Here is a 19,615-nt window from a genome sequence, read left to right as displayed (position 1 = left end):
TCGAGGCCACAGATCATGGCGCCCCCCCAATCCTCCCCAGCGGATGTCGAACAGGAGGCCAGAGACTGGTTCGTTCGACGCCTCGGCGGATTATCGCGGGCCGAGCAGGCAGCGTTCGAGAGCTGGCTTGGCGCCAATCCCGCTCATGCCGACGCCCTTCGCAGGATGGAGCAAGTCTGGAGCGCCGCCGAGCAGCCCGCTCGCCAACTTGCCACTCGCGAAAATGAAGCGCTCGCGCCCTATCTTCACGCCGTCGACAGGAGTCGGCGCCAGCACCGCAACTTCCGGCGGCTATCGGCGGCGACTCTGGTGCTGGCCCTCGGCCTGGGCGGCGTCCTCTGGCTGCAGAACCCCCATTTGCTGCAGAAACTGATGGCCGATCACAGTACCGGCCGTGGCGAACGGCGCACCGTCACGCTGTCCGATGGCTCGAAAGTGCTTCTCGACGCCGACAGTGCGCTCGACGAAGCTTTCGACAAGACCGAAAGACAGGTGAAGCTCGTGCGCGGCACCGCTTCCTTCGACGTCGCGCCCGGCAAGGCTCCTTTCGTCGTGCGCGTGCCGGACGGCGACATCAGGGACATCGGCACCCGATTCGACGTCAATCTCGGGGACGACGGCACTGTCGTCACGCTCGAGAGCGGCAAGGTGGCCGTCAAGGCCGAGCATCTCGGCGAAGCCCTGCTGGACGCGCCGGGCCAGCGCCTTCGTTTCGACAGGCAAGGGCTTGGAGAGATCGAACAGGTCGATCTCAAGGATGCGCTGGCCTGGCGCAAGGGACGCTATGTCTTCTACCGGGCCAGGCTGTCCGAAGTCATCGAGGAAATCGCGCGTTATCGCCAGGGAAGGATCGTCGTCACCGGTGCGGGCCTGGGCGACCAGCTCGTCACCGGCAGCTTCAGCCTGGCCGACACGGATGCCGCGCTGCAGTCGCTGCAGGCCAGCGTCGGCTTCCGGATGACTGCCCTTCCCGGCGGCCTCGTCGTGTTCATCCGGCCGTGAGGACGTGGTCTGCTATTGCGACGACAAGTGCACCGAAGTCTGATTTGCGCCCATCAAGTTTCCGGCATATACATGGCATATGCATGAGGATCCTGGTATGGCGCATCCGCTCACCTCACCACCGTCGAAGCAGGTCAAACTCTTTCGCAACAACCGCAGCCAGGCTGTACGGATCCCGGCTGAGTTCGCGCTGCCCGGGGATCGCGTGCGGATCACCCGCGATGGCGACAGGCTGATTCTCGAGCCGGTCCCGACAGATGGCAATGACCTGCTGACATTGCTCTCTGGCTGGGTCAAAGAGCCGCCTTTGGGCAAGGAGGACGACTTTCCCGATGTGGACAAGGGCTTGTTGCCCCTCAAGGATATCGAGCTTTGAGCAATGCGCGCTACATGCTCGACACCAATATCGTATCCGATCTCATTCGCCATCCCGATGGGAAAGCCGCCCGGCACATCGCTGGGATCGGTGATCACGGCCTCGCCGTCAGTATCATAACCGCCTGCGAGCTGCGGTTTGGAGCCGTCAAGCGCGGCTCGGGTAGGTTGCAGGAGCGTGTCGAAGCCATCCTGCAGCGATTGACGATCCTGCCCTTCGATGTGCCGGCCGACGGTAAATATGCCGATATTCGAGCCGCCCTCGAACGTGCAGGCACCCCGATTGGCCCCAATGATTTGTTGATCGCCGCCCATGCCTCCGCGGCGGGAATACCTCTGGTCACGGCCAATATCGACGAGTTCGCACGCATTCCCGACCTCGTCCTTGAGAATTGGTTGGCGTAGCGCACCTTAATAGAAGCGACCCTGTCCCGATCGACTTCGGTTCCAGATCTCCTGCGGCAACAAAAATCTTCGCCAAGGGGTTCAGTGAGCCCCTCCCTCGAACGTGAAGACCATGGAGGCTGGTAATCCGCAGGTGCCGAGACCGCGGTTTGCCGGTGATCGATGATCGAGGGGACAGGTTGCGATGAGTAGGCATGGCGTGAGGCGTGTGGCCGGGAGTATGGCGGCCGCCATGCTGTTGGCTGCGACGGCGGCAAGCGTGGGAGTGTCCACGGCTCGGGCTGAACAGCCCGCGGGACAGCGTTTCAGCTTCAACATTCCGGCGCGGCCGATCCCCCAGGCACTGAACGAGATCGGGCGCATCTCGGGTCTTTCCGTGGTCTTCCGCGAGAACAATCCCATCAGAGCGCTCGGTCGCCCGGTTCGCGGTTCGCTGACGGTGCAGCAGGCGCTTGCCAGGCTGCTGGCGGGGTCCGGCCTGAACTATCGCTTCAGCAATGCCACCACCGTCACCGTCCTTTCCGCCGACATCACCGCAAGCATCGGCGGGGCCGAGAACGCCAATGCCATCGAACTCGATCCGGTGACCGTCTACGGCCAATCAGCCTGGGCCCCGGTGCAGGGCTATGTCGCCCGCCAGAGCGCGTCGGGCACCAAGACCGATACGCCGATCATCGAGACGCCCCAGTCCATCACCGTCGTGACAAAGGACCAGATGGTGGACCAGAAGGTCACCTCCCTTTCCGACGTCCTGACTTACACCCCGGGAGTCGGCATGCAGTCGCAGGCCTTCAGCCGGATGACGGATGACGTCATGCTGCGCGGCTTCGATGTCGCGACCGGCAATGGCGGCATGCTGCGTGACGGCATGAAGCTGCAGTCCAATGTCTATGACAGCTCCCAGGAGCCCTACGGCCTGGAGAGGGTCGAGGTCTTGCGCGGCGCCTCCTCGGTGCTCTACGGCCAATTGGCGCCGGGCGGGGTCATCAACGCCATCTCCAAACGCCCAACGCCGACGCCCCTGCACGAGATCAATCTCGAATATGGCAGCTATGACCGCAAGCAGGCGTCCTTCGATTTCTCCGATGCCCTGACTGCCGACGGAACCCTGCGCTACCGCCTGACCGGCCTGGTCCGGGACGCCGATACCTGGGTCAAGCACATACCGGACGACAAGGTCTATATCGCGCCCGCCATCACCTGGCAGCCGAACGATGCGACGTCCCTGACGCTGCTGGCGAGCTACCAGCACGTGAATACACGCTTCATCACGCCGCTCTACTGGAGCGATGTCGCGACCGGGCGTATCCCGCGCAAGCTGTTCCTGGGTGAGGAATCCTTCGATCGTTTCGTCGGCGATGCCTATACGATCGGCTATGCCTTCGAGCATCGTTTCGACGAGACGCTGAAGCTGCGCCAGAATGCCCGCTACTACTATTCCGACGTGCGCTGGGACTACATGCAGGCAGGTCTCCTGCCGGTTACCAACGGCCAGCTCGCGCGGCGGGCCAGCGCCCGAACCGAGCGCTCCTACGGTATTACCGCCGATACCTCGATCGAAAAGAGCTTCGAGACCGGCCCGCTCAGCCACACGCTCCTGACCGGCTTCGACTATTACCGCCGCAGCTACGACTCGCACCGCTATCGCGGCTCGATCGTCCCGCTCAATATCGACAACCCCGTCTATTCCGGTTACCCGGTCATCAACTATGCCGTCGATCGCGGCAGCGACAATCTCAGCGACCAGTTCGGCATCTATCTGCAGGACCAGATTCGTCTGGGCAACCTGACCGTATTGCTCGGCGGGCGCCATGACTGGAGCCGTGCAACGGTTCTGAACTACCAGACCGGCGCCAAGACGAACCAGGACGACAGCGCCTTCACCGGCCGCGCCGGGCTGGTCTACCGCTTCGACAACGGCATCGCGCCCTATGTCAGCGTCAGCCAGTCCTTCGCACCGCAACTCGGCCTGGATTCACGCAGCGGCACGGTGCTCAAGCCCAACAAGGGCCTGCAATATGAGGCGGGCGTGCGCTACCAGCCGCAGGATAGCAACCTGCTGCTCAGCGCCGCCGTCTACGAGCTCACCCAGCAGAATGTCAGCAGCTTCGACGCTTTCGGCGATGTCTACCAGGTCGGCAAGGTCCGCTCGCGTGGCATCGAGCTGGAAGCCCATTCCTCCTTCGGCAATCTCGACCTCGTCGCCAGCTACGCCTTCACCGACAGCAAGACCCTGCAGAGCGCGGTTCCTTCCACGGTGGGCCGTCCTGTGGACTTGGTGCCCCGGCATTCCGCGGCGTTATGGGCAAGCTACAAGTTCGACGATCTCGGCGTGCGAGGGCTGAAGATCGGCGGCGGGCTGCGCTATGTCGGGGAAACCTATATCGCCGACAGCATCGATGTATTGGGAACGCCGACCCACGTGCCGGACTATCTGCTGGTCGATGCCATGGCGAGCTACGATCTCGGCGTGATCGACAAGAAGCTCGACGGCGCCAGCCTGACGGTCAATGCCCGCAATCTGTTCAACAAGAAGTTCTACACTTGCGCCGGTTCGACGGGGTGCCGCTATGGGGAACCGCTGACGGCAACCGCGACGCTGTCCTATAAATGGTAGCTCTTCCGCCAGGGCAGGCCGCCGTGCGGCGCGACCTGCTGTGCGCTGCTCTGGCTCTCCCTTTCATCGCCCTGATGGGAACTCCGGCACGTGCGGCGAGCCCGCCTCGCCTGGTCGCGCTGGATCTTCTGGCGACCGAGCTTCTCGTCTGGCTCGGCATCAGCCCCGTGGCGGTGGCCAATGTCGCCCTGTATCGCAGGCTCGTCGCACAGCCGGTGCTGGCCGAGGAAGTTCTGGACCTCGGCCCCCTGCTGGAGCCCAACGCCGAGCTTCTGCAGGCGATCCGGCCTGATGCCATCGTGCTGGCCGCCTGGCAGGCCGGCCCGCTGCGCCGCCTGCGGGAGATCGCGCCGCTGTTTCCCCTCGATGCGGCTTCGGCCGGCAAGTCCGGTGTCGGCCAGGCGATCGAGTTGCTCGGCCGGCTGGCGGAACTGACCGGACGGACGGAAGCCGCACAAGCGCTGACATCGCAGCTGGAAACGGTCTTCGCCGATGCACGCGCAGCCCTCGCCGGGCGGACCCGGCGTTCCCTTTACGTCGGCCGCTTTGCCCAGGACGGCCGCACGGTCGCTCTGTTCGGGGGAACCGGACTGATCGGCGACAGCCTGTCCCGGCTCGGCCTGATCAATGCCTGGCGGGGCCGGGTGAACGGATCGGGCGTGATCTCGGTGGGCATCGACCAGTTGGCGGGCGATCCCGAGGCCCGGATCGTGCATTTCGATCGCGGCGAGGAAACCAGCAATGCCCTGGCCCGGCTTGCCGACAATCCGCTCTGGCGAGCACTGCCCGCCGTCAAGATGAACAGGGTGACGATGATGCCGGTGATCTACCCCAATGGCGGCGTCGCCTCGGCGATGCGCTTCGCACGCCAGCTCGCGGAGAGCCTGCCGCGTGATGCCTGAGTCCCGACAAGCCTCCGGCGGCCATGGCAGGATCTTCGGCTGGATCTTCGTCAGCTGCGCTCTCATCGGCCTGGCAGGGGCCCTGTTCCTGCTCAACCTCGCCCGCCTCGTTCCGCCCGCAGGTTGGCCGGCCCTGTTGGCCGGCAGCGACGACCTGCGCTCGATCATGGCCCGGGATGGGCTGCTGCCCCGTTTTTGCGTCGGTCTCCTCAGCGGCGGCGCGCTGGGACTGGCCAGCGTGGTTCTCCAGCAGGTGCTTCGCAATCCGCTCGCCGAGCCGGGAACATTGGGGATCTTTGCCGGGGCAAAATGCGCTATCGCCGCCGCCATCATCTGGGCTCCCGGCCTGTTGTCCCTGGGTTGGGACCTGCCGGCGCTCGCCGGTGGCATCGGCGTGGCCGCCATCGTGCTGCTGTTCTCGGCCCGATCCAATTTTGCACCGGCTACGGTCACTCTGGTGGGGCTGATCGCCTCGCTCTCCTTCGGCGCTTTCGGCACCATGCTGGTGCTCACCCATTTCGATGCGCTGGGCGATCTCTACATCTGGGAGGCCGGTTCGCTCATCCAGAACGGCTGGGGGCCCTTGCTGGCGCTGGCACCGAAGCTCGGCCTGGTGTCGCTGGCGGTCCTGCTTCTCCTGTCTCCTCTCTCGGTCATGCAGATCGAAGGTGCGGAGCGGCTGGGCGTGCGCACATCGCTGGTCAGGGCGGCGACCCTTTTCGCCGCTGTCGGCCTGAGCGCGCTGGTCGCGAGCGCGGTCGGCCTGATCAGCTTCCTCGGTCTTGCCGGTGCAGCCATCGCGCGCAGCGCCGGCGCCAGGCGGCTGACCACCCGCATGATTGCCGCGCCCCTGATTGCTGCCGGACTGCTGGCCTTGACGGACCAGGCCCTGCTGGCGCTGACAGGCGGCATCGAGATTCCAGCCGGCATTGCCGCCATGCTCCTCAGTATTCCCCTGCTGCTCTGGATGTTGCAACGCGCGCCGGCAGCAAGAAGCGCTCTTGCCATGGTGACCGTGCCGATACGTTTGCAGGTCGGCACCGGCCCGGCCTTTACGGGCCTAGGTGCGGCTCTTGTTCTGAGTTTCGCCCTCGCCGCCATGCTCGGCCCCGGGCCTGACGGCTGGCAATTCGCCCATGGCAAGCTGCTCACCGACCTGTCGATCTGGCGGCTGCCGCGCATCACGGCCGCCTGCTGCGCCGGCGCCATGCTCGCCATGGCGGGCTCCCTGCTCCAGCGCCTGACCCGCAACGAGATGGCAAGCCCGGAACTCCTCGGCATTTCGTCGGGAACCGCCCTGATGCTTCTGGTGGCAACCTTGTTCCTGCCGAGCCTCGACCGCTATGGCACGGCCGCGCTTTCCTGCCTGGCCTGCCTCGCCATTCTGGCCTGCGTGCTCTGGCTGGGCCGGCGCTCGGCCTTCGCCCCCGACCATCTTTTGCTGATCGGAGCGGGCCTCGGCGCATTGCTGGCCTCGCTGCTATCGATCCTGCTCGTCATCGGCGACCCCCGTATCCTGCGGGTGATCGGCTGGCTGTCGGGCTCGACCTATTCGGTCGATGCCGCCGAGGCGCGCGCTATCGCCCTGGCAACGGCCCTCGCCTTGTTGTTGCCTTTGCCCCTGGTGCGCTGGATCGGCCTTATGCCGCTGGGCGAGCCGGTCGGCCGCTCGCTCGGCGTGCCTATCGCCGGTGCGCGCCTCGCCATCCTGCTGGTCGTATCCATTCTGACCGGCATCGCCACCCTGTTCGTGGGGCCGTTGAGCTTCGTCGGCCTGATGGCGCCCCATATGGCGCGACTTCTGGGAACCAGGACCGCATTGGCGGAAATCTACGGCTCGGCTCTCATCGGCGCCGTCCTGATGGTCCTCGCTGACTGGGTGGGCCGTACCATCGCCTTTCCCTGGCAGATCCCGGCCGGGCTGATCGCCACCGGCCTCGGCGGCGCCTATTTCATCATGGCGGCCTGGAAGCGGTGACCACCACGCTCGCCACCATCTTCCGGGGACCGCTCGCCTTCCTCGCCGACAATCTGGCGCTTGGCGACGACGCCCGCCCCTTCGTTCCCGCGGCCGCACTGGTCGAGGGAGAGGGGCTGTTGCCGCTGCTGGCCCGATTCGCCGGGAACTACGACAGGCCGGAGCCGATCGCCGTAGCGACGCTCTGGTCGAAATGGCACTTTTCGATCCTGATCCCGCCTGTCTTGGCCGCGAATATCATCGCCGACTGGAGCCTGCCGATCGGAATCGGTGAGATCGGCGTGATCACCTCCGAAGACGGCCGGACCGCCGCCCTGCGCCTGCCGGATGCGGGAGACCGTCTTGCCCCGCACACGATCCGCGAGCGCTTCGCAGAGCTGGTCGATGGCCATCTCACCCCGATGATCGCGGCGATCTCGCGGGCGAGCGCCCTGCCCCGGAAGGTCTTGTGGAGCAATGCCGGAACCATCGTCGAGCACAGCCTGGGCGAGTTCGAGACATTCTTGGGAACGGATCATCGAGGGTTGTCCCAGGCCCGCACCCTGCTGGCGACACGGCGATGGGAAGACGGTGCGAGCAATCCGCTGTTCGAGCCCGTCCGCTACAGCGCCGAAAAGGGGCGCAGGCGCCGGATCTGCTGCCTGCGCTATCGCATGGACGGCCTCAAGCTGTGCAAGACCTGCCCACTTTACTGAGGGCTGCTCAGGCAGCAGCCGCCCGTGCCGCCGCGACGAAGGCCGCGACCTTGGCCGGATCCTTGCGAAAGCCGCCCGAGGCCAGCGGGCTGTTGGTGTGGGTGAGCGAATCCACCGCCCAGGGACGCACGGCGCGTATGGCCTCCCCGACATTGTCCGGGCCGAGGCCGCCGGCCAGGATGACGGGAAGCTTGCTGCGCACGACGATCTCACGGCTGAGCGACCAGTCATGCGTCACGCCGGCCGCGCCGATACCGCCGATATGGGCGGCCACCGAATCGAGGATGAAGATATCCGCCACCGGCTCGAAGGCTGCGGCATGGTCGAGCGCCTCGGGGCCCGTCATCGGGATCGCCTGCAGGATCTTCAGCCCCGGATGGCGGGCGAGAAGCTCGCTCCGCAACGCCTTCACCACCTCGGGCGTGACCTTGGCGATATCGCCGCACAGATGCAGCACGTCCGGCCTGACGGCATCGACCATGGCGGCGATCGCTTGCGGGTCGGCCTCCACCGACAAAGCGACGCGCGTCGCCTTGCCCGCGAGGGCATCGACGATCTCGCGCGCCGCCTCATTGCTGATTTCCCCAGGAAGGCCGCGATTGGAGGGCGTCACGCCCAGGCAATCGACACCGAGCGCAGCCAGCTCAAGCGCCTCGGCGGCGGTCTGCATCGTATAGATCTGTACTTTCATGATTGGCCTTGTTCAGATGGATTTGGGGAGGATGGCATTGACCATGCGCTCCTCGTTGAGCTGAGCGGTGTCGGGCGCACGCGCGACCAAAGCGGCATAAAGGGCATCGACCAGCGTCAGCTGCGCGATCTGCGCGGCCATCGGCTCGCTGCGCAGTTCATGGGAGACGCTGACCAGCACGACGTCGGCAAGGCGCGCCAAAGGCGAACGCCGGTTGCCGGTGATGCACAGGGTGGAGGCGCCCTGCGTCCTGGCTTCCTGCAGGAGGAGCACGGGGTCGTTGGTGATGCCGGAATAGGAAATGGCCACGGCCAGGTCCCCCGGCCCAAGCAGCGAGGCATGCATGAGCTGGAGCTGCGAATCGACCGGTGCGTCGCAGCGCAGGCCCAGGCGAAAGCAGCGCTGATAGAGGGCCTGGGCCACGATGCCGGAACCGCCGATGCCGCCAATCAGGATATGGCGGGTGCCGGAGACGAGATCGAGAGCGCGGGCGAAGTCGCCCTGGTCGAGCATCGACAGGGTGTCGCTGATGGCCTGGATGTTCGCATTGAAGACCCGGCTGGCCCAGCCGAGGTCGCCATCGGTTCCGGCTGCGCCCTCATCGGGCCTGGCTATCGAACGCTCGCCCGTATCCCGGACCAAAGCGAGCTTGAGATCGGTGAAGCCGGCAAAGCCCGCGGTACGGCACATGCGCAGGACCGTGGTATCGCTGACCTCGACGGTCTGGGCGATGGCCGACATGGATTGGCGGATCGCCAGATCGATATGGTCGAGGACCCACAGCGCCACGCGCCGTTCCGATTCCGACAGTGCAGGCAGCGCGCTGCGCAGCCGGCTCGTTGCCTGCCCCCCAGCCGCGCTCTTGGCTTGATCGATCATGCCTGCCTCGAATCTTGCACTCGCCGTCCAGCTCCTAGCACAGCTTTGTTTGTGGTACTACTGTAGACATGTTCATTTCAATGTGGCACCACTGCAATTAATCGAACCGAGCATTCGGAACCGGTGGGGAAGGATTGAAGACATGCGTTTTCGCGCACTCGCACTCGGCATCGCCGCGTCCTTGGCGATGAGCCTGTCGGCGCTGGCGGGCGAGCTGACCTTCTGGCACGCCTATTCGGGGCAGAAGGACAAGGTCGACTTCATTACCTACGCCCTGGACGAATTCGCCAAGGCCCATCCCGACATCAAGCTCAACGTGGTGGCGGCCGAGCAGTCGGCCTACAAGACCAAGCTCAACACCGCCATGGCCTCCGGCAACCCGCCGGACGTGTTCTACACCCTGCCCGGCGGCTTCCTCGGCGCCTTCGTGGCCGGTCACCAGATGTATGCGCTCGACGCCGATCTCGCCAAGGATGGCTGGGGCGAGAGCTTCCTGCCGACGGCCCTGGCGCAGACCAGCATCGGCGGCCACGCCTATGCCGTGCCGATCGACATCGATGCCGCCGTGTTCTGGTACAACAAGGCTCTGTTCGCCGAGAAAGGCTGGACGGTTCCGACCAGCTACGACGAATTCCTGGCCCTGTGCGAGAAGATCAAGGCCGACGGCCTCGTGCCGATGGCGCTGGGCAACAAGGATTCCTGGCCGGCCACCTTCTGGTTCCAATATCTCGAAATGCGCCTGAAGGGGTCGGGCCTGGTTTCCGACATCGTGGCGGGCAAGGCCGACGTCGCTCTCGGTCCGGAGGCCACCGAGGCCTTGACCCGCATCGCCAGCCTGTCCTCCAGGGGCTATTTCCCCGTCGGCTTCAACGGCATGAGCGACCAGGAAGCCAATATGCTCTTCCTCAACGGCCAGGCCGCGATGATGCTCAACGGCACCTGGCAGATCGGCGCCTCCGCCGACGCGCCTGAGGGTTTCGAGCTCGGCTTCTTCCCCTTCCCGACGGTGGCCGGCGGCAAGGGCAATCCCGGCGACGTGCTGGGCGGCGTCGCGGCGGCCTTCGGCATCGCCGAAAAGACCGCCAACAAGCAGGACGCGGTCACGCTGCTGCGCTTCCTCACCTCGCCGGCGGTGATGACCAAATATGTCGAGCTGCGCAAGACCATGGTCACCGTCAAGGGCGCCACCACGCAGGCGGCCGCGGGACCGGTGCTCTACGCCATCAGCAATGATCTGATGAGCAAGGCCGGCAAGCTCGATCCCTTCTACGATACCGCCATGCCGCCCAAGGGAACCGATGCCTACTACACCTCGCTCCAGGGCGTGCTCGACGGTTCGGTCGCGCCGGTCGATGCCGCCAAGCGCGTGGAAGAAGCCCTGAAGGCGAAATAAGACGCGCCTTCCGGGAAGAAGAGAGCATTTCATGGCAGCGCAGGAAGCAGGAAAGGACCCGTCGGCAGGCCGCGACGCGCGTTACGCGTTCGCCTTCCTGTTGCCGGCGCTCATCCTGGTCGGCCTCTTCGTCGCCTATCCCGTGCTGCATTCGGGCGTGCTGTCCTTCTACCAGTGGAACGGCTCGGCCGCCCCCGTCTTTGTCGGCCTCGACAATTTCGTCCGCCTGGCCGCTGACGGCTTCTTCTGGGCGGCTCTCGCCCGAAACCTCGCCGTCGCCGTCTCGGCCATCGTCCTGCAGGTGCTGCTCGCCCTCGCCATCGCCTATTGCCTGGTGCGCGTCGTCGGCGCAGCCGGGCGCTTCTTCCTGTTTCTCTATCTCGTCCCGGTGATCGTCAGCGAAGTGTGCATCGGCCTGCTCTGGCGCTTCATCTACAACCCTTATTTCGGGCTGCTCAATGCCGGGCTGAAGGCCGTCGGCCTCGGCAGCCTCGCCTCGGGCTGGCTCGGTCAGTCTTCCACCGCCTTCGCCACCGTGGTGGCGGTGATGAGCTTCACCTATCTCGGGCTCTACGTGCTGCTGTTCGTGGCGGCGATCCGCAACGTGCCCGAAAGCGTGTTCGAGGCGGCCGAGCTCGACGGGGCCGGCCATTGGCGCTCCTTCGTCTCGGTCACCGTGCCCATGGTGTGGGATACGGTGCGAGCCAATGTCCTGCTCTGCATCATCGGCTCGCTGAAGACCTTCTCCCTGGTCTTCGTGTTGACCAATGGCGGTCCCAACCATGCCAGCGAAGTGGTCTCCACCTATCTCTACAAGGTCGGCTTCAACGCCTTCGAGATGGGCTATGCCGCCACCATCGGCTTTGCCCAGATGCTGCTGACCGCCATCGGCGCCTTCATCATCTTCCGCTCGCTGCGCGGCCGCGCCGCCGGCAGGGAGGCGTGAGCATGCCGGCCCTGTCCCGCTGGAGCCCGACGCGCCTCGGCGTCCTCGCCTTCCTGTCGCTCCATGTGGCGATCGTGGTGTCTCCCTTCGCCTGGATGGCCTACAGCACGCTCAAGACCAACAAGGAATTCATGCGCTCGGTGTGGTCGCTGCCGTCAGCCCCGAGCCTCGACGCCTTCGCCCAAGCCTGGAGTAATGGTGCGCTCGGCACCTATTCCCTGAACTCGCTGATCGTGATGGCCGGCTCGACCCTGCTGGCCGTCGCAGCCGCCACGGCCGGCGGCTATGGGCTCGCCGTCTACCGCCCGCGCTGGCTGGCCGGCGTCGAGGCCGGCCTGATGGTCGCCATGGCGATTCCCGCTTATGTCGCGCTGGTGCCGCTGGTGGTGGTTCTGCGCACCATGGGCCTGCTCGACACCCATCTCGGCGTGATCCTGCCGACGGCGGCCTTCAACGTGCCGGTGACGCTGTTCATCATGCGCGCCTTCTTCGTCACCCTGCCGCGCGAACTGATGGACGCGGCACGTATCGACGGCTGCAGCGAATTCGGCATTTTCTGGCGCATCGCGGTGCCGCTCGCCCGGCCGGCCATGTTCACCGCCGTGATCGTCAACATGATCTGGGTGTGGAACGACTTCCTCTTCCCGCTCGTCTTCATCAACACGCCGGCGAGGAAGACGCTGCCGGTCGGCCTGGCCGACTTCGTCGGCGAGCACATCACCAACTATCCGGTGATGCTGGCCGCCATCTTCATCGCCGCCCTCGCCCCGCTCGTCCTCTTCGTCCTGTTCGAACGCCAGATCACCGCCGCCCTGACCGGCGGCGCCGTCAAGGAATGACACCTCAAGGAGTGCCCGCATGTCGTCCAAAGAGCTCGATTTCGCCAGCCGCGCCGTGTTCTATGCGCCCGAGCCGGAATCGCAATCGATCAGCTATCCCATCTACATGTCGGCCAATTTCCAATATGCCGGCGACATCTACGACCAGATCGTAGCCGGCGCGCGCAAGGACGTGAACATCTACAGCCGCTGCGGCAATCCCACCGAATACAAGCTCGAGGAACATCTGGCGCAGTTGACCGGGGCGGATGCCTGCCTTGCCACGGCCTCGGGCATGGCTGCGATCTCTCACGCGCTGTTCGGCATCCTCAAGGCCGGCGACCATATCGTCACCGACCTCACCACCTATTCCAGCACGCACGAATTCTTCGACCATCGCATCGGCGATTTCGGCATCACCGTGAGCTTCGTCGACACCACCGACCCCGCCCAGGTCGAGCGCGCCTTCACCGACAAGACCAAGGTGCTCTATTTCGAGGCGCTCGCGAACCCGACCATGAAGGTGCCCCCGATGCGCAAGCTGGTGGAGCTCGCCCATAGCCGTGGCATCGCGGTGATCTGCGACAACACCTTCGCCAGCCCCGCCGTGTGCCAGCCGCATGCCTTCGGCGTCGACGTGGTGGTGGAGAGTGCCACCAAATTCATCGGCGGCCACAACGACGCCGTCGGCGGCATCATCACGCTCAAATCCGAGATCCTGCCCAAGGATTGGCTGGAGGACGTACGCTGGAACACGCTCAACAAGCTGGGCGCACCACTCTCGCCCTTCAATGCCTGGCTGCTGCTGCGCGGCGCCCAGACCCTGGCGCTTCGGCTCGAAAAGCAGTGCGCCAACGCCGCCGCCCTCGCCCGCTATCTGGAAGGGCATGACAAGGTCAAGCGCGTGTTCTATCCGGGCCTGCCCTCGCACCCCAACCACGCCACGGCCAAGGAGCAGCTGCGCAATTTCGGCGCGATGCTGTCCTTCCAGGTGGAGAGCGAGGAGCACGGGGTGCGCCTGCTCAAGCGGCTGAAGCTGTGCTCCTTCGCCGCCAGCCTCGGCGGCCTGCGCACCACCACGCAGATGCCGGGCACCATGGCCTTCCTCGACATCCCTTCGCAGGAACGCCAGGCCATGGGCATCGTCGACGGCCTCGTGCGCTTCTCGGTGGGGATCGAGCATGCTGACGACATCATCGCCGACGTCGCCCAGGCCATCGACCAGATGCACATCGTCTAGAATAGCCTCGCCCCAGCCTATGAGTGCCCAAGGAGAGATCGTGCCGGCAGTGGCAGTCCTCGGCGACATCAATGTCGACCTGACGCTCCAGGTCCCCACCTATCCGCCGGAGGGCGGCGAGGGCATCGCCGAGCGCCAGAGCCATGGCCTGGGCGGCTCTGCCACCAATACCGCGCGGATCCTTGCGGGCCTCGGCTTGCCGGTGCACTTCATCGGCAAGACCGGCAAGGACAGCTGGGGCGACTGGTGCCTCGGTGCGATGAGGCAGGCCGGCGTCGAGACAGGATGGGTGCGGCGGGACGAGGCCGAACCCACGCAGCTCAACGTTGTGGTGGTCAGCGCAAGCGGCGAGCGCACCATGTTCGCCTATCGGGGCGCCAATGTGCGGTTGAGGGCGGATGAGGTCGATCCGGCCGCCCTGGCCGGCACGGCTCTCCTGCACCTGTCGGGCTATGCCTTGCTGCAGGCGCCGCAACGCGAGGCCGCCCTTTGCGCGGTCGCGCAGGCGGCGTCTGCGGGTATTCCAGTCAGCCTCGACATCCCCGCCGGCATTACCGGCACCATCAAGGAAACGGTGCTTGCCCTTCTGCCCACCATCGACACGCTGTTCCTCGGCGAGGCTGATGCCCGTCTGCTCGGCGCCTCCACCGTTGGGCCAGCTCTCGATCGGGTCGCCAGAAACCTTATCGAGGCGGGTGCCAGGAATGTCGTGATCAAGCGCGGCGCCCGGGGGTCGCTCCTCCATAGCCGGCAACAAAAACTCGTCTCGCCAGCCGCCAGGATCGAGGCCGTCGACACCACTGGTGCCGGCGATGCTTTCGCCGCCGGCTATCTCTTCGGCATCGTCAACGACTTGTCACCGGCCGGTGCCAGCGCCCTTGCCAATGCCGCCGGTGCCATCGCGGCCACGACCCTCGGTTCCGGCGCCGACGCCGTCGATCGCCAAACCCTGTTGGCGATGATCGGGAGCATGGGCATCGAGTCCTCGCAGGCCGGCAGGATCGCGGCACTCCTGGGTGACGCACCCATTAGGCCGGATTGACTGGCTTCAGTCCCCGTCATCCGGGATGTTCAGGACATGGCCGCAAGCCTTGCAGTGCACCGCATCCGTCTCATGCCGGGAGAGCCCGCATTGGGGGCAGCTGAAATTCACCTTGTGCGGCCGCACGATCGCCTGGGCGAGGCGGACGAACAGCGACACGCCGATGATCATGGCGACGATGGAAGTGAGCTTGCCGAGATTGCCGGGCAAGGTGATGTCGCCAAAGCCCGTCGTCGTCACCGTGGCGACGGTGAAGTACAGGGCCTGGACATAGCCATCGAAGCCGTTGCCGTAGAACATGGTGTAGACGAAGCTGGAGATCAGGAACAGGAACACCGTGAGATCGATCGCGGCGCGCAACGTGTCTTCCATCTGCCGGTAGCCCGACTTGCGCAGTGCCAGCGTGAACAGATTGCTCTTGCTCAGCGACCAGATGCGCAGCACGCGCAGGAACAGGTTGGAGAAGAAAGCGGGTACCAAGAAGGTGGCGAGAATGGCGACATCGATCCAGGTCATCGGCCGCAACGCCCATTTCTTCAGGCTGGGCGCAACGAGCGCGCTAGCGGCGAGTTCGAGCACGATGATCGCCGCGACGATGGCATTGATGGCCGTATGCCAGGTCTCGTTCTTCATGCTCGGCCCGGCGATGAAGAAGACGAGAATGCCGACATCGATGACGAAGCGCAGGATCTGGAAGCAGACGGCCCGCCGGCTCGAGCCGAAATAGAGCCCCCGGAGCGTATGGCGGATCTCAGCAAGCGCAATCATGCCGCTTTTCCTCTCGACCAGGGTCTCCTTGTCCGACCGGATATTGTGCGGGATTCGGACGGAGCCAAAGCGCGTTTGGGCGGAAACGCTGCCCTACCCTAACGTCGCGCTTCGCCGAGTCCCTACGATTCTTGTTCATCCGCGCCGTTTACTCACAAGGCTGCGCGAGCTCGCCATCCCCTTCGGTACACACGCTCTCGCACCGCGCCATCGCAAGATGCGCTCGCGCGATAAGCTGCCGGTAACATCTTGACGACGTCGGAAGGGGATGCAACCATAGTCCCTAAATAAGATATATATTCCATTATAATGAATTCCGGGGAGGATCCATGAAGCGTGCGTTCAGTCTGGCCGCGGCTCTTGCTGCGCTGTTATTGCCGGCAATCGGCCCGGCGGTGGCGGGGCCTGAGAAAGGCGGTGTCATCGACGTCGCCACCATCGGCGAACCGCCGACGCTCGACCCGATGGCGAGCGCCACCGACATCGTCGGCATGGTCGGCCAGCACATCTTCGAAACCCTGTTCACCTTCGATCGCAACTGGAACGTCACGCCGCTGCTGGCCGAAGCGCTGCCCACGGTGAGCCCGGATGGCAAGATCTATGAGATCAAGCTGCGCCAGGGCATCACCTTCCACGACGGCAGTGCGATGGATTCTGCCGATGTCGTCGCCTCCCTCAAGCGCTGGCTGACGGTTGCCTCCCGCGGCCAGCAGGTCGCTCCGCTGGTCGTCGATATCGCTGCCGCCGCCCCGCTGACGGTCCGCATCACGCTCAAGCAGCCCTATTCGCCACTGCCCGCTTTGCTCGCCTTCAACAATTCGGCCGCCGTGATCCTGCCATCCGAGGACCAGGACACGCCGCTCAAGCAGGTCATCGGCACCGGACCCTACAAGCTCAAGGAGCGCAAGCCCGATCAATATATCCAGCTCGTGCGCTTCGAGGGCTACCGCTCGCGTGACGGCGAGCCCGACGGTTATGGCGGGGCGCGCAAGCAATATCTGGACGAGATCCGCTTCGTACCGGTTCCCGATCCCAATACCCGCATCGAAGGCGCGGTCTCCGGCCAATTCGGCTATGCGGACTCGCTGCCCGTCGAACAGTTCGACAGGATCAAGTCGGGCAAGTCGGAGCCGGTGCTGCTCGAACATTTCGGCTGGCCGATGATCCGCATGAACGCCAAGCAGGGCGTCCTTGCCGACATGCGCGTGCGCAAGGCGGTGCAGCTCGCGCTCAGCGAGAGCGACATGCTGGCGGCCGCCTTTGGCGACACCAAATTCTATGCCGTCGATGGCGCCATGTATCCGCAAGGCTATCCCTGGCGCACGGATGCTGGCGTCGAAGGCAACTATGATATCGCCGACGCCGAAAAGGCCAAGGCCGAACTGAAAAAGGCGGGCCTCGGCGAGGAGGTGCCGCTGCGCATCCTCACCAGCCGCCAATATGAGTTCCACTACAAGATGGCGCAGGTCGCCACCGAATATCTCAAGCTCGCCGGCTTCAAGGTGAAGATGGATGTCGTCGACTGGGCAACACTGGTCCAGCAGATCCAGAACCCGGCATCCTGGGACATCTTCATCACCCACAGCCCCTTCCTGCCCGAACCCGCTTTGATCAACATCCTGGCGCCGGCCTCGGTCGGCTGGTGGGATACGCCCGACAGCCGGGCGGCGGTCGATGCCCTCAACGCCACCTCCGATCCAGCCGAGCGGGTCAAGCACTGGCAGCGCGTGCAGGAGCTGATCATGACCGAAGCCCCGATCGTCAAGATCGGCGACTTCAACGCCCTCTCGGCCAAGTCGCCCAAGCTGAAGGGCTTCGAGCCCTCGCCCTGGCCGGCCTTCTGGAACGTCTATCTCGAGAAATGAGTCGCCTGCGGCGGCGCTGCCGTCGAGGTCGCGCAGCACCGCCCTGTAAGAAGGCCACGGCATGCTGACATCTCACGCTTTCCAGATAAAGCAGCGACCGATGGGGAAGGGTGGCACCACCACGCCAATGATGGCTGGATTTGTACCACTCTCCCCCACCCGACCTCGCTTCGCTCGCCCACCCTCCCCGAAGCCGGGGAGGGATTCGCGCGCTCCAGCCGGCTTGGTCGAGATGTGTGCATGTCGTAGCGCAAACAGGGTGAGTAGCTGCTGCGACGCAAGTCACCGTCGGGAATGACAGTGTTTTCAATGCCCAAAGCCACTTTGCCAGAAAGTCGCATGCCATGACCACCTCTTCCCTTGCCCCGGCCGCCGTCGCCGAGATCGATGCCCTCTTCGCGCCCTGGGCCAGCGAGACCTCGCCGGGCTTCATGGCGGCGGTGACGCTCGGGGGCGTCGTTGTCTATCAGCGCTGCAGCGGCATGGCCGACCTTGCCCATGGCATCGCGTTGTCGCCGACCTCGGTCGTGCGCATCGCTTCCCAGAGCAAGCAGTTCACCGTGCTGCTGACCTTGATGATGGAAGCCGAGGGCAAGCTCTCCCTCAGCGATGACGTCCGCGACCACTGCCCCTGGTTGCCCGCCTATGAGCAGCCGATCACCTTGAGGCACCTGGCCGCCAATACCAGCGGCCTGCGCGACATTCTCGACACCATGATCCTGGCCGGCATTCCGATCCTGGCCCCCTCCTCCCGCGCCGCCGCACGCGCCGTCGTCGCCCGCCAGAAGGGTCTCAACTTCCCGCCCGATACGGACCTGCTCTACTCCAACTCCAATTTCCTGCTGCTGTCGGAAATCCTCGAACAGGTCTCGGGCTTGTCGTTCAACGATCTCCTGCGTGAGCGCATCACCGGCCCGCTCGGCATGCACGACACCAGGCTGATGCTGCGCGACGACGAGATCTATCCACGCCTCGTCACCCATCATCGCCGCGGCCCGGACGGCGCCTGGCTCAAGGCCGCCTGGGGCATCGCCATCGGCGGCGAGGGCGGGCTGGTGTCAAGCCTCGAGGACATGCTGGCCTGGCAGGCCAATCTCGCCCGGCCGAAGGTCGGCGACGCCGCGATGATCGCCCGCATGGAAGCGCCCGGCGCGCTGATCAACGGCATCCCCTCCCCCTACGGCCTCGGCCTCGTCACCAACCTTCACCGCGGCCTGCGCTGCGTCGGCCATAGCGGCTGGATCGCCGGTTCGCGCTCGGAATCGATCCGCATCCCCGACCGGGATCTCGGCATCGTCCTCCTCGCCAATCACGACGATTTCTCGCCCTATGCCCTGACCCGGCGCGTCGCCGACATCGTCCTGGGCCTGGAAGGCGGGCCAGCGCTGTCACCCTCTGCGATCGCCTTGCTCAACGAGCGCGCGGGCACCTATCGGGAGGACGGCACCAGCGCTCTCATCCGTATCGCCAGCGAGAGCGGCACGCCCAGCCTGGTGTCCAGCATGGGGGCAGCAGAGCTCGAGGAGGTGGCGCAAGGCCGCTTCCGCCCCCGGGCGGGGCTGGCGCCCTATGATCTCCTGGTTCAGGCAGATGGCAGCATCGAGACCGAAAAATTCGGACGCCGCCGCCGGTTCAGGCTCGTCGAGACTCCACCAGACCGGAGCGTCCTGCCCGCGGGACGCTATCGCGACGAGACGAGCGGGCTGGAGGCGAGTTTCCATCGCACCGCCGACGGCCCTGGCCTGCGCCTGTCCTCGCCTTTCGGGGCGCTCGATCTCGGCCTGGAACCCTGCGACCACGATCTCTTCCTCACCCATCCGGCCAGCCGGGAGACGCATGACGCCTGGCGGGCGGCGCCGTGGGAACTGCCCTGGCTGTTCAGCGTTCGCTGCCTAGCGGACGCCATCATCCTCAATTCCGACCGCAGCGCCGACATCGTGCTTCACCGCCTGGCCAATGCCTGAACCGCCCCCTGCAGAGGCCCGCCAAGACGAAGCGA

Annotated in this window: 17 protein-coding genes; 14 read left to right on the top strand and 3 right to left on the bottom strand. The window is 65.2% G+C overall.

What is annotated here, in order from left to right; all coding sequences use genetic code 11:
* Positions 1 to 15 precede the first annotated feature (15 nt).
* The 7 genes from ACN6KF_RS27470 to fhuF all read left to right on the top strand — a co-directional run bounded on the left by ACN6KF_RS27470 (position 16) and on the right by fhuF (position 7,974).
* Entirely contained in the window at positions 16 to 1,002 is a 987-nt protein-coding gene (locus tag ACN6KF_RS27470; RefSeq protein WP_434960088.1) for a FecR family protein, read from the top strand.
* Positions 1,003 to 1,099: 97 nt separating this feature from the next.
* Positions 1,100 to 1,378, top strand: a complete 279-nt coding sequence (locus ACN6KF_RS27465; RefSeq protein WP_434960087.1) for an antitoxin — start codon at positions 1,100 to 1,102, stop codon at positions 1,376 to 1,378.
* A 14-nt stretch (positions 1,379 to 1,392) separates the two neighbouring features.
* Entirely contained in the window at positions 1,393 to 1,782 is a 390-nt protein-coding gene (locus tag ACN6KF_RS27460) for a type II toxin-antitoxin system VapC family toxin (protein WP_434961318.1), read from the top strand.
* 184 nt (positions 1,783 to 1,966) lie between these two features.
* Complete coding sequence (locus ACN6KF_RS27455) at positions 1,967 to 4,399, top strand: TonB-dependent siderophore receptor (protein WP_434960086.1); 2,433 nt, start codon at positions 1,967 to 1,969, stop codon at positions 4,397 to 4,399.
* Positions 4,393 to 5,301 carry an ABC transporter substrate-binding protein gene (locus tag ACN6KF_RS27450; protein ID WP_434960085.1) on the top strand — a complete coding sequence of 303 codons (909 nt, stop codon included), beginning with the start codon at positions 4,393 to 4,395 and terminating at the stop codon, positions 5,299 to 5,301. Before ACN6KF_RS27455 ends, ACN6KF_RS27450 begins: the two co-directional genes overlap by 7 nt.
* Positions 5,294 to 7,279: a Fe(3+)-hydroxamate ABC transporter permease FhuB gene (gene fhuB, locus ACN6KF_RS27445; RefSeq protein WP_434960084.1), complete on the top strand. Its 1,986-nt coding sequence runs from the start codon at positions 5,294 to 5,296 to the stop codon at positions 7,277 to 7,279. Before ACN6KF_RS27450 ends, fhuB begins: the two co-directional genes overlap by 8 nt.
* The gene (gene fhuF / locus ACN6KF_RS27440) at positions 7,276 to 7,974 is read left to right on the top strand and encodes a siderophore-iron reductase FhuF (protein ID WP_434960083.1); all 699 of its coding nucleotides are present in this window, start codon (positions 7,276 to 7,278) and stop codon (positions 7,972 to 7,974) included. The genes fhuB and fhuF overlap by 4 nt, the downstream gene beginning before the upstream one ends.
* A gap of 7 nt (positions 7,975 to 7,981) precedes the next feature.
* On the opposite strand, the gene ACN6KF_RS27435 is transcribed toward fhuF, so the two are convergent.
* Both ACN6KF_RS27435 and ACN6KF_RS27430 read right to left on the bottom strand, forming a co-directional pair.
* Positions 7,982 to 8,665 (bottom strand): phosphoribosylanthranilate isomerase, encoded by a 684-nt coding sequence (locus tag ACN6KF_RS27435; RefSeq protein ID WP_434960082.1) that lies wholly within the window; start codon positions 8,663 to 8,665, stop codon positions 7,982 to 7,984.
* 12 nt (positions 8,666 to 8,677) lie between these two features.
* Positions 8,678 to 9,544 (bottom strand): MurR/RpiR family transcriptional regulator, encoded by an 867-nt coding sequence (locus ACN6KF_RS27430; RefSeq protein ID WP_434960081.1) that lies wholly within the window; start codon positions 9,542 to 9,544, stop codon positions 8,678 to 8,680.
* A gap of 142 nt (positions 9,545 to 9,686) precedes the next feature.
* Here ACN6KF_RS27430 and ACN6KF_RS27425 point away from each other — a divergent pair, with 142 nt between their 5' ends.
* The 5 genes from ACN6KF_RS27425 to ACN6KF_RS27405 are packed head-to-tail and all read left to right on the top strand — an operon-like array spanning position 9,687 to position 14,983.
* Positions 9,687 to 10,937 carry an ABC transporter substrate-binding protein gene (locus ACN6KF_RS27425; RefSeq protein ID WP_434960080.1) on the top strand — a complete coding sequence of 417 codons (1,251 nt, stop codon included), beginning with the start codon at positions 9,687 to 9,689 and terminating at the stop codon, positions 10,935 to 10,937.
* 31 nt (positions 10,938 to 10,968) lie between these two features.
* A complete protein-coding gene (locus ACN6KF_RS27420; protein WP_434960079.1) occupies positions 10,969 to 11,883 on the top strand; it encodes a carbohydrate ABC transporter permease in 915 nt (304 codons plus the stop codon).
* Between the two features lie 2 nt (positions 11,884 to 11,885).
* A complete protein-coding gene (locus ACN6KF_RS27415; protein WP_434960078.1) occupies positions 11,886 to 12,722 on the top strand; it encodes a carbohydrate ABC transporter permease in 837 nt (278 codons plus the stop codon).
* A gap of 19 nt (positions 12,723 to 12,741) precedes the next feature.
* Positions 12,742 to 13,941 (top strand): trans-sulfuration enzyme family protein, encoded by a 1,200-nt coding sequence (locus tag ACN6KF_RS27410; protein WP_434960077.1) that lies wholly within the window; start codon positions 12,742 to 12,744, stop codon positions 13,939 to 13,941.
* 40 nt (positions 13,942 to 13,981) lie between these two features.
* On the top strand, positions 13,982 to 14,983 hold the full coding sequence (locus ACN6KF_RS27405; protein ID WP_434960076.1) for a carbohydrate kinase family protein: 1,002 nt from the start codon (positions 13,982 to 13,984) through the stop codon (positions 14,981 to 14,983).
* Positions 14,984 to 14,989: 6 nt separating this feature from the next.
* Here ACN6KF_RS27405 and ACN6KF_RS27400 read toward each other — a convergent pair whose 3' ends face one another.
* On the bottom strand, positions 14,990 to 15,751 hold the full coding sequence (locus ACN6KF_RS27400; protein ID WP_434960075.1) for a potassium channel family protein: 762 nt from the start codon (positions 15,749 to 15,751) through the stop codon (positions 14,990 to 14,992).
* A gap of 329 nt (positions 15,752 to 16,080) precedes the next feature.
* Between ACN6KF_RS27400 and ACN6KF_RS27395 the strand changes: the two genes are divergently transcribed.
* Together ACN6KF_RS27395 and ACN6KF_RS27390 are read left to right on the top strand one after the other, a co-directional pair.
* A complete protein-coding gene (locus tag ACN6KF_RS27395; RefSeq protein WP_434960074.1) occupies positions 16,081 to 17,616 on the top strand; it encodes an ABC transporter substrate-binding protein in 1,536 nt (511 codons plus the stop codon).
* A 344-nt stretch (positions 17,617 to 17,960) separates the two neighbouring features.
* Positions 17,961 to 19,580: a serine hydrolase domain-containing protein gene (locus ACN6KF_RS27390; protein ID WP_434960073.1), complete on the top strand. Its 1,620-nt coding sequence runs from the start codon at positions 17,961 to 17,963 to the stop codon at positions 19,578 to 19,580.
* Positions 19,581 to 19,615: the final 35 nt, after the last annotated feature.

The sequence above is a fragment of the Labrys methylaminiphilus subsp. lupini genome (assembly GCF_051161885.1).
Taxonomy (GTDB): Bacteria; Pseudomonadota; Alphaproteobacteria; order Rhizobiales; family Labraceae; genus Labrys.
This window is presented reverse-complemented; position numbering and strand designations above follow the sequence as displayed.

Coding starts and splice junctions, on each gene's coding strand:
- ACN6KF_RS27415 (WP_434960078.1), top strand. CDS start 11,886: ATGCCGGCCCTGTCCCGCTGGAGCCCGACGCGCCTCGGCGTCCTCGCC.
- ACN6KF_RS27465 (WP_434960087.1), top strand. CDS start 1,100: ATGGCGCATCCGCTCACCTCACCACCGTCGAAGCAGGTCAAACTCTTT.
- ACN6KF_RS27425 (WP_434960080.1), top strand. CDS start 9,687: ATGCGTTTTCGCGCACTCGCACTCGGCATCGCCGCGTCCTTGGCGATG.
- ACN6KF_RS27430 (WP_434960081.1), bottom strand. CDS start 9,544: ATGATCGATCAAGCCAAGAGCGCGGCTGGGGGGCAGGCAACGAGCCGG.
- ACN6KF_RS27390 (WP_434960073.1), top strand. CDS start 17,961: ATGACCACCTCTTCCCTTGCCCCGGCCGCCGTCGCCGAGATCGATGCC.
- ACN6KF_RS27470 (WP_434960088.1), top strand. CDS start 16: ATGGCGCCCCCCCAATCCTCCCCAGCGGATGTCGAACAGGAGGCCAGA.
- ACN6KF_RS27460 (WP_434961318.1), top strand. CDS start 1,393: ATGCTCGACACCAATATCGTATCCGATCTCATTCGCCATCCCGATGGG.
- ACN6KF_RS27420 (WP_434960079.1), top strand. CDS start 10,969: ATGGCAGCGCAGGAAGCAGGAAAGGACCCGTCGGCAGGCCGCGACGCG.
- ACN6KF_RS27410 (WP_434960077.1), top strand. CDS start 12,742: ATGTCGTCCAAAGAGCTCGATTTCGCCAGCCGCGCCGTGTTCTATGCG.
- ACN6KF_RS27395 (WP_434960074.1), top strand. CDS start 16,081: ATGAAGCGTGCGTTCAGTCTGGCCGCGGCTCTTGCTGCGCTGTTATTG.
- ACN6KF_RS27455 (WP_434960086.1), top strand. CDS start 1,967: ATGAGTAGGCATGGCGTGAGGCGTGTGGCCGGGAGTATGGCGGCCGCC.
- fhuB (WP_434960084.1), top strand. CDS start 5,294: ATGCCTGAGTCCCGACAAGCCTCCGGCGGCCATGGCAGGATCTTCGGC.
- ACN6KF_RS27435 (WP_434960082.1), bottom strand. CDS start 8,665: ATGAAAGTACAGATCTATACGATGCAGACCGCCGCCGAGGCGCTTGAG.
- ACN6KF_RS27450 (WP_434960085.1), top strand. CDS start 4,393: ATGGTAGCTCTTCCGCCAGGGCAGGCCGCCGTGCGGCGCGACCTGCTG.
- ACN6KF_RS27400 (WP_434960075.1), bottom strand. CDS start 15,751: ATGATTGCGCTTGCTGAGATCCGCCATACGCTCCGGGGGCTCTATTTC.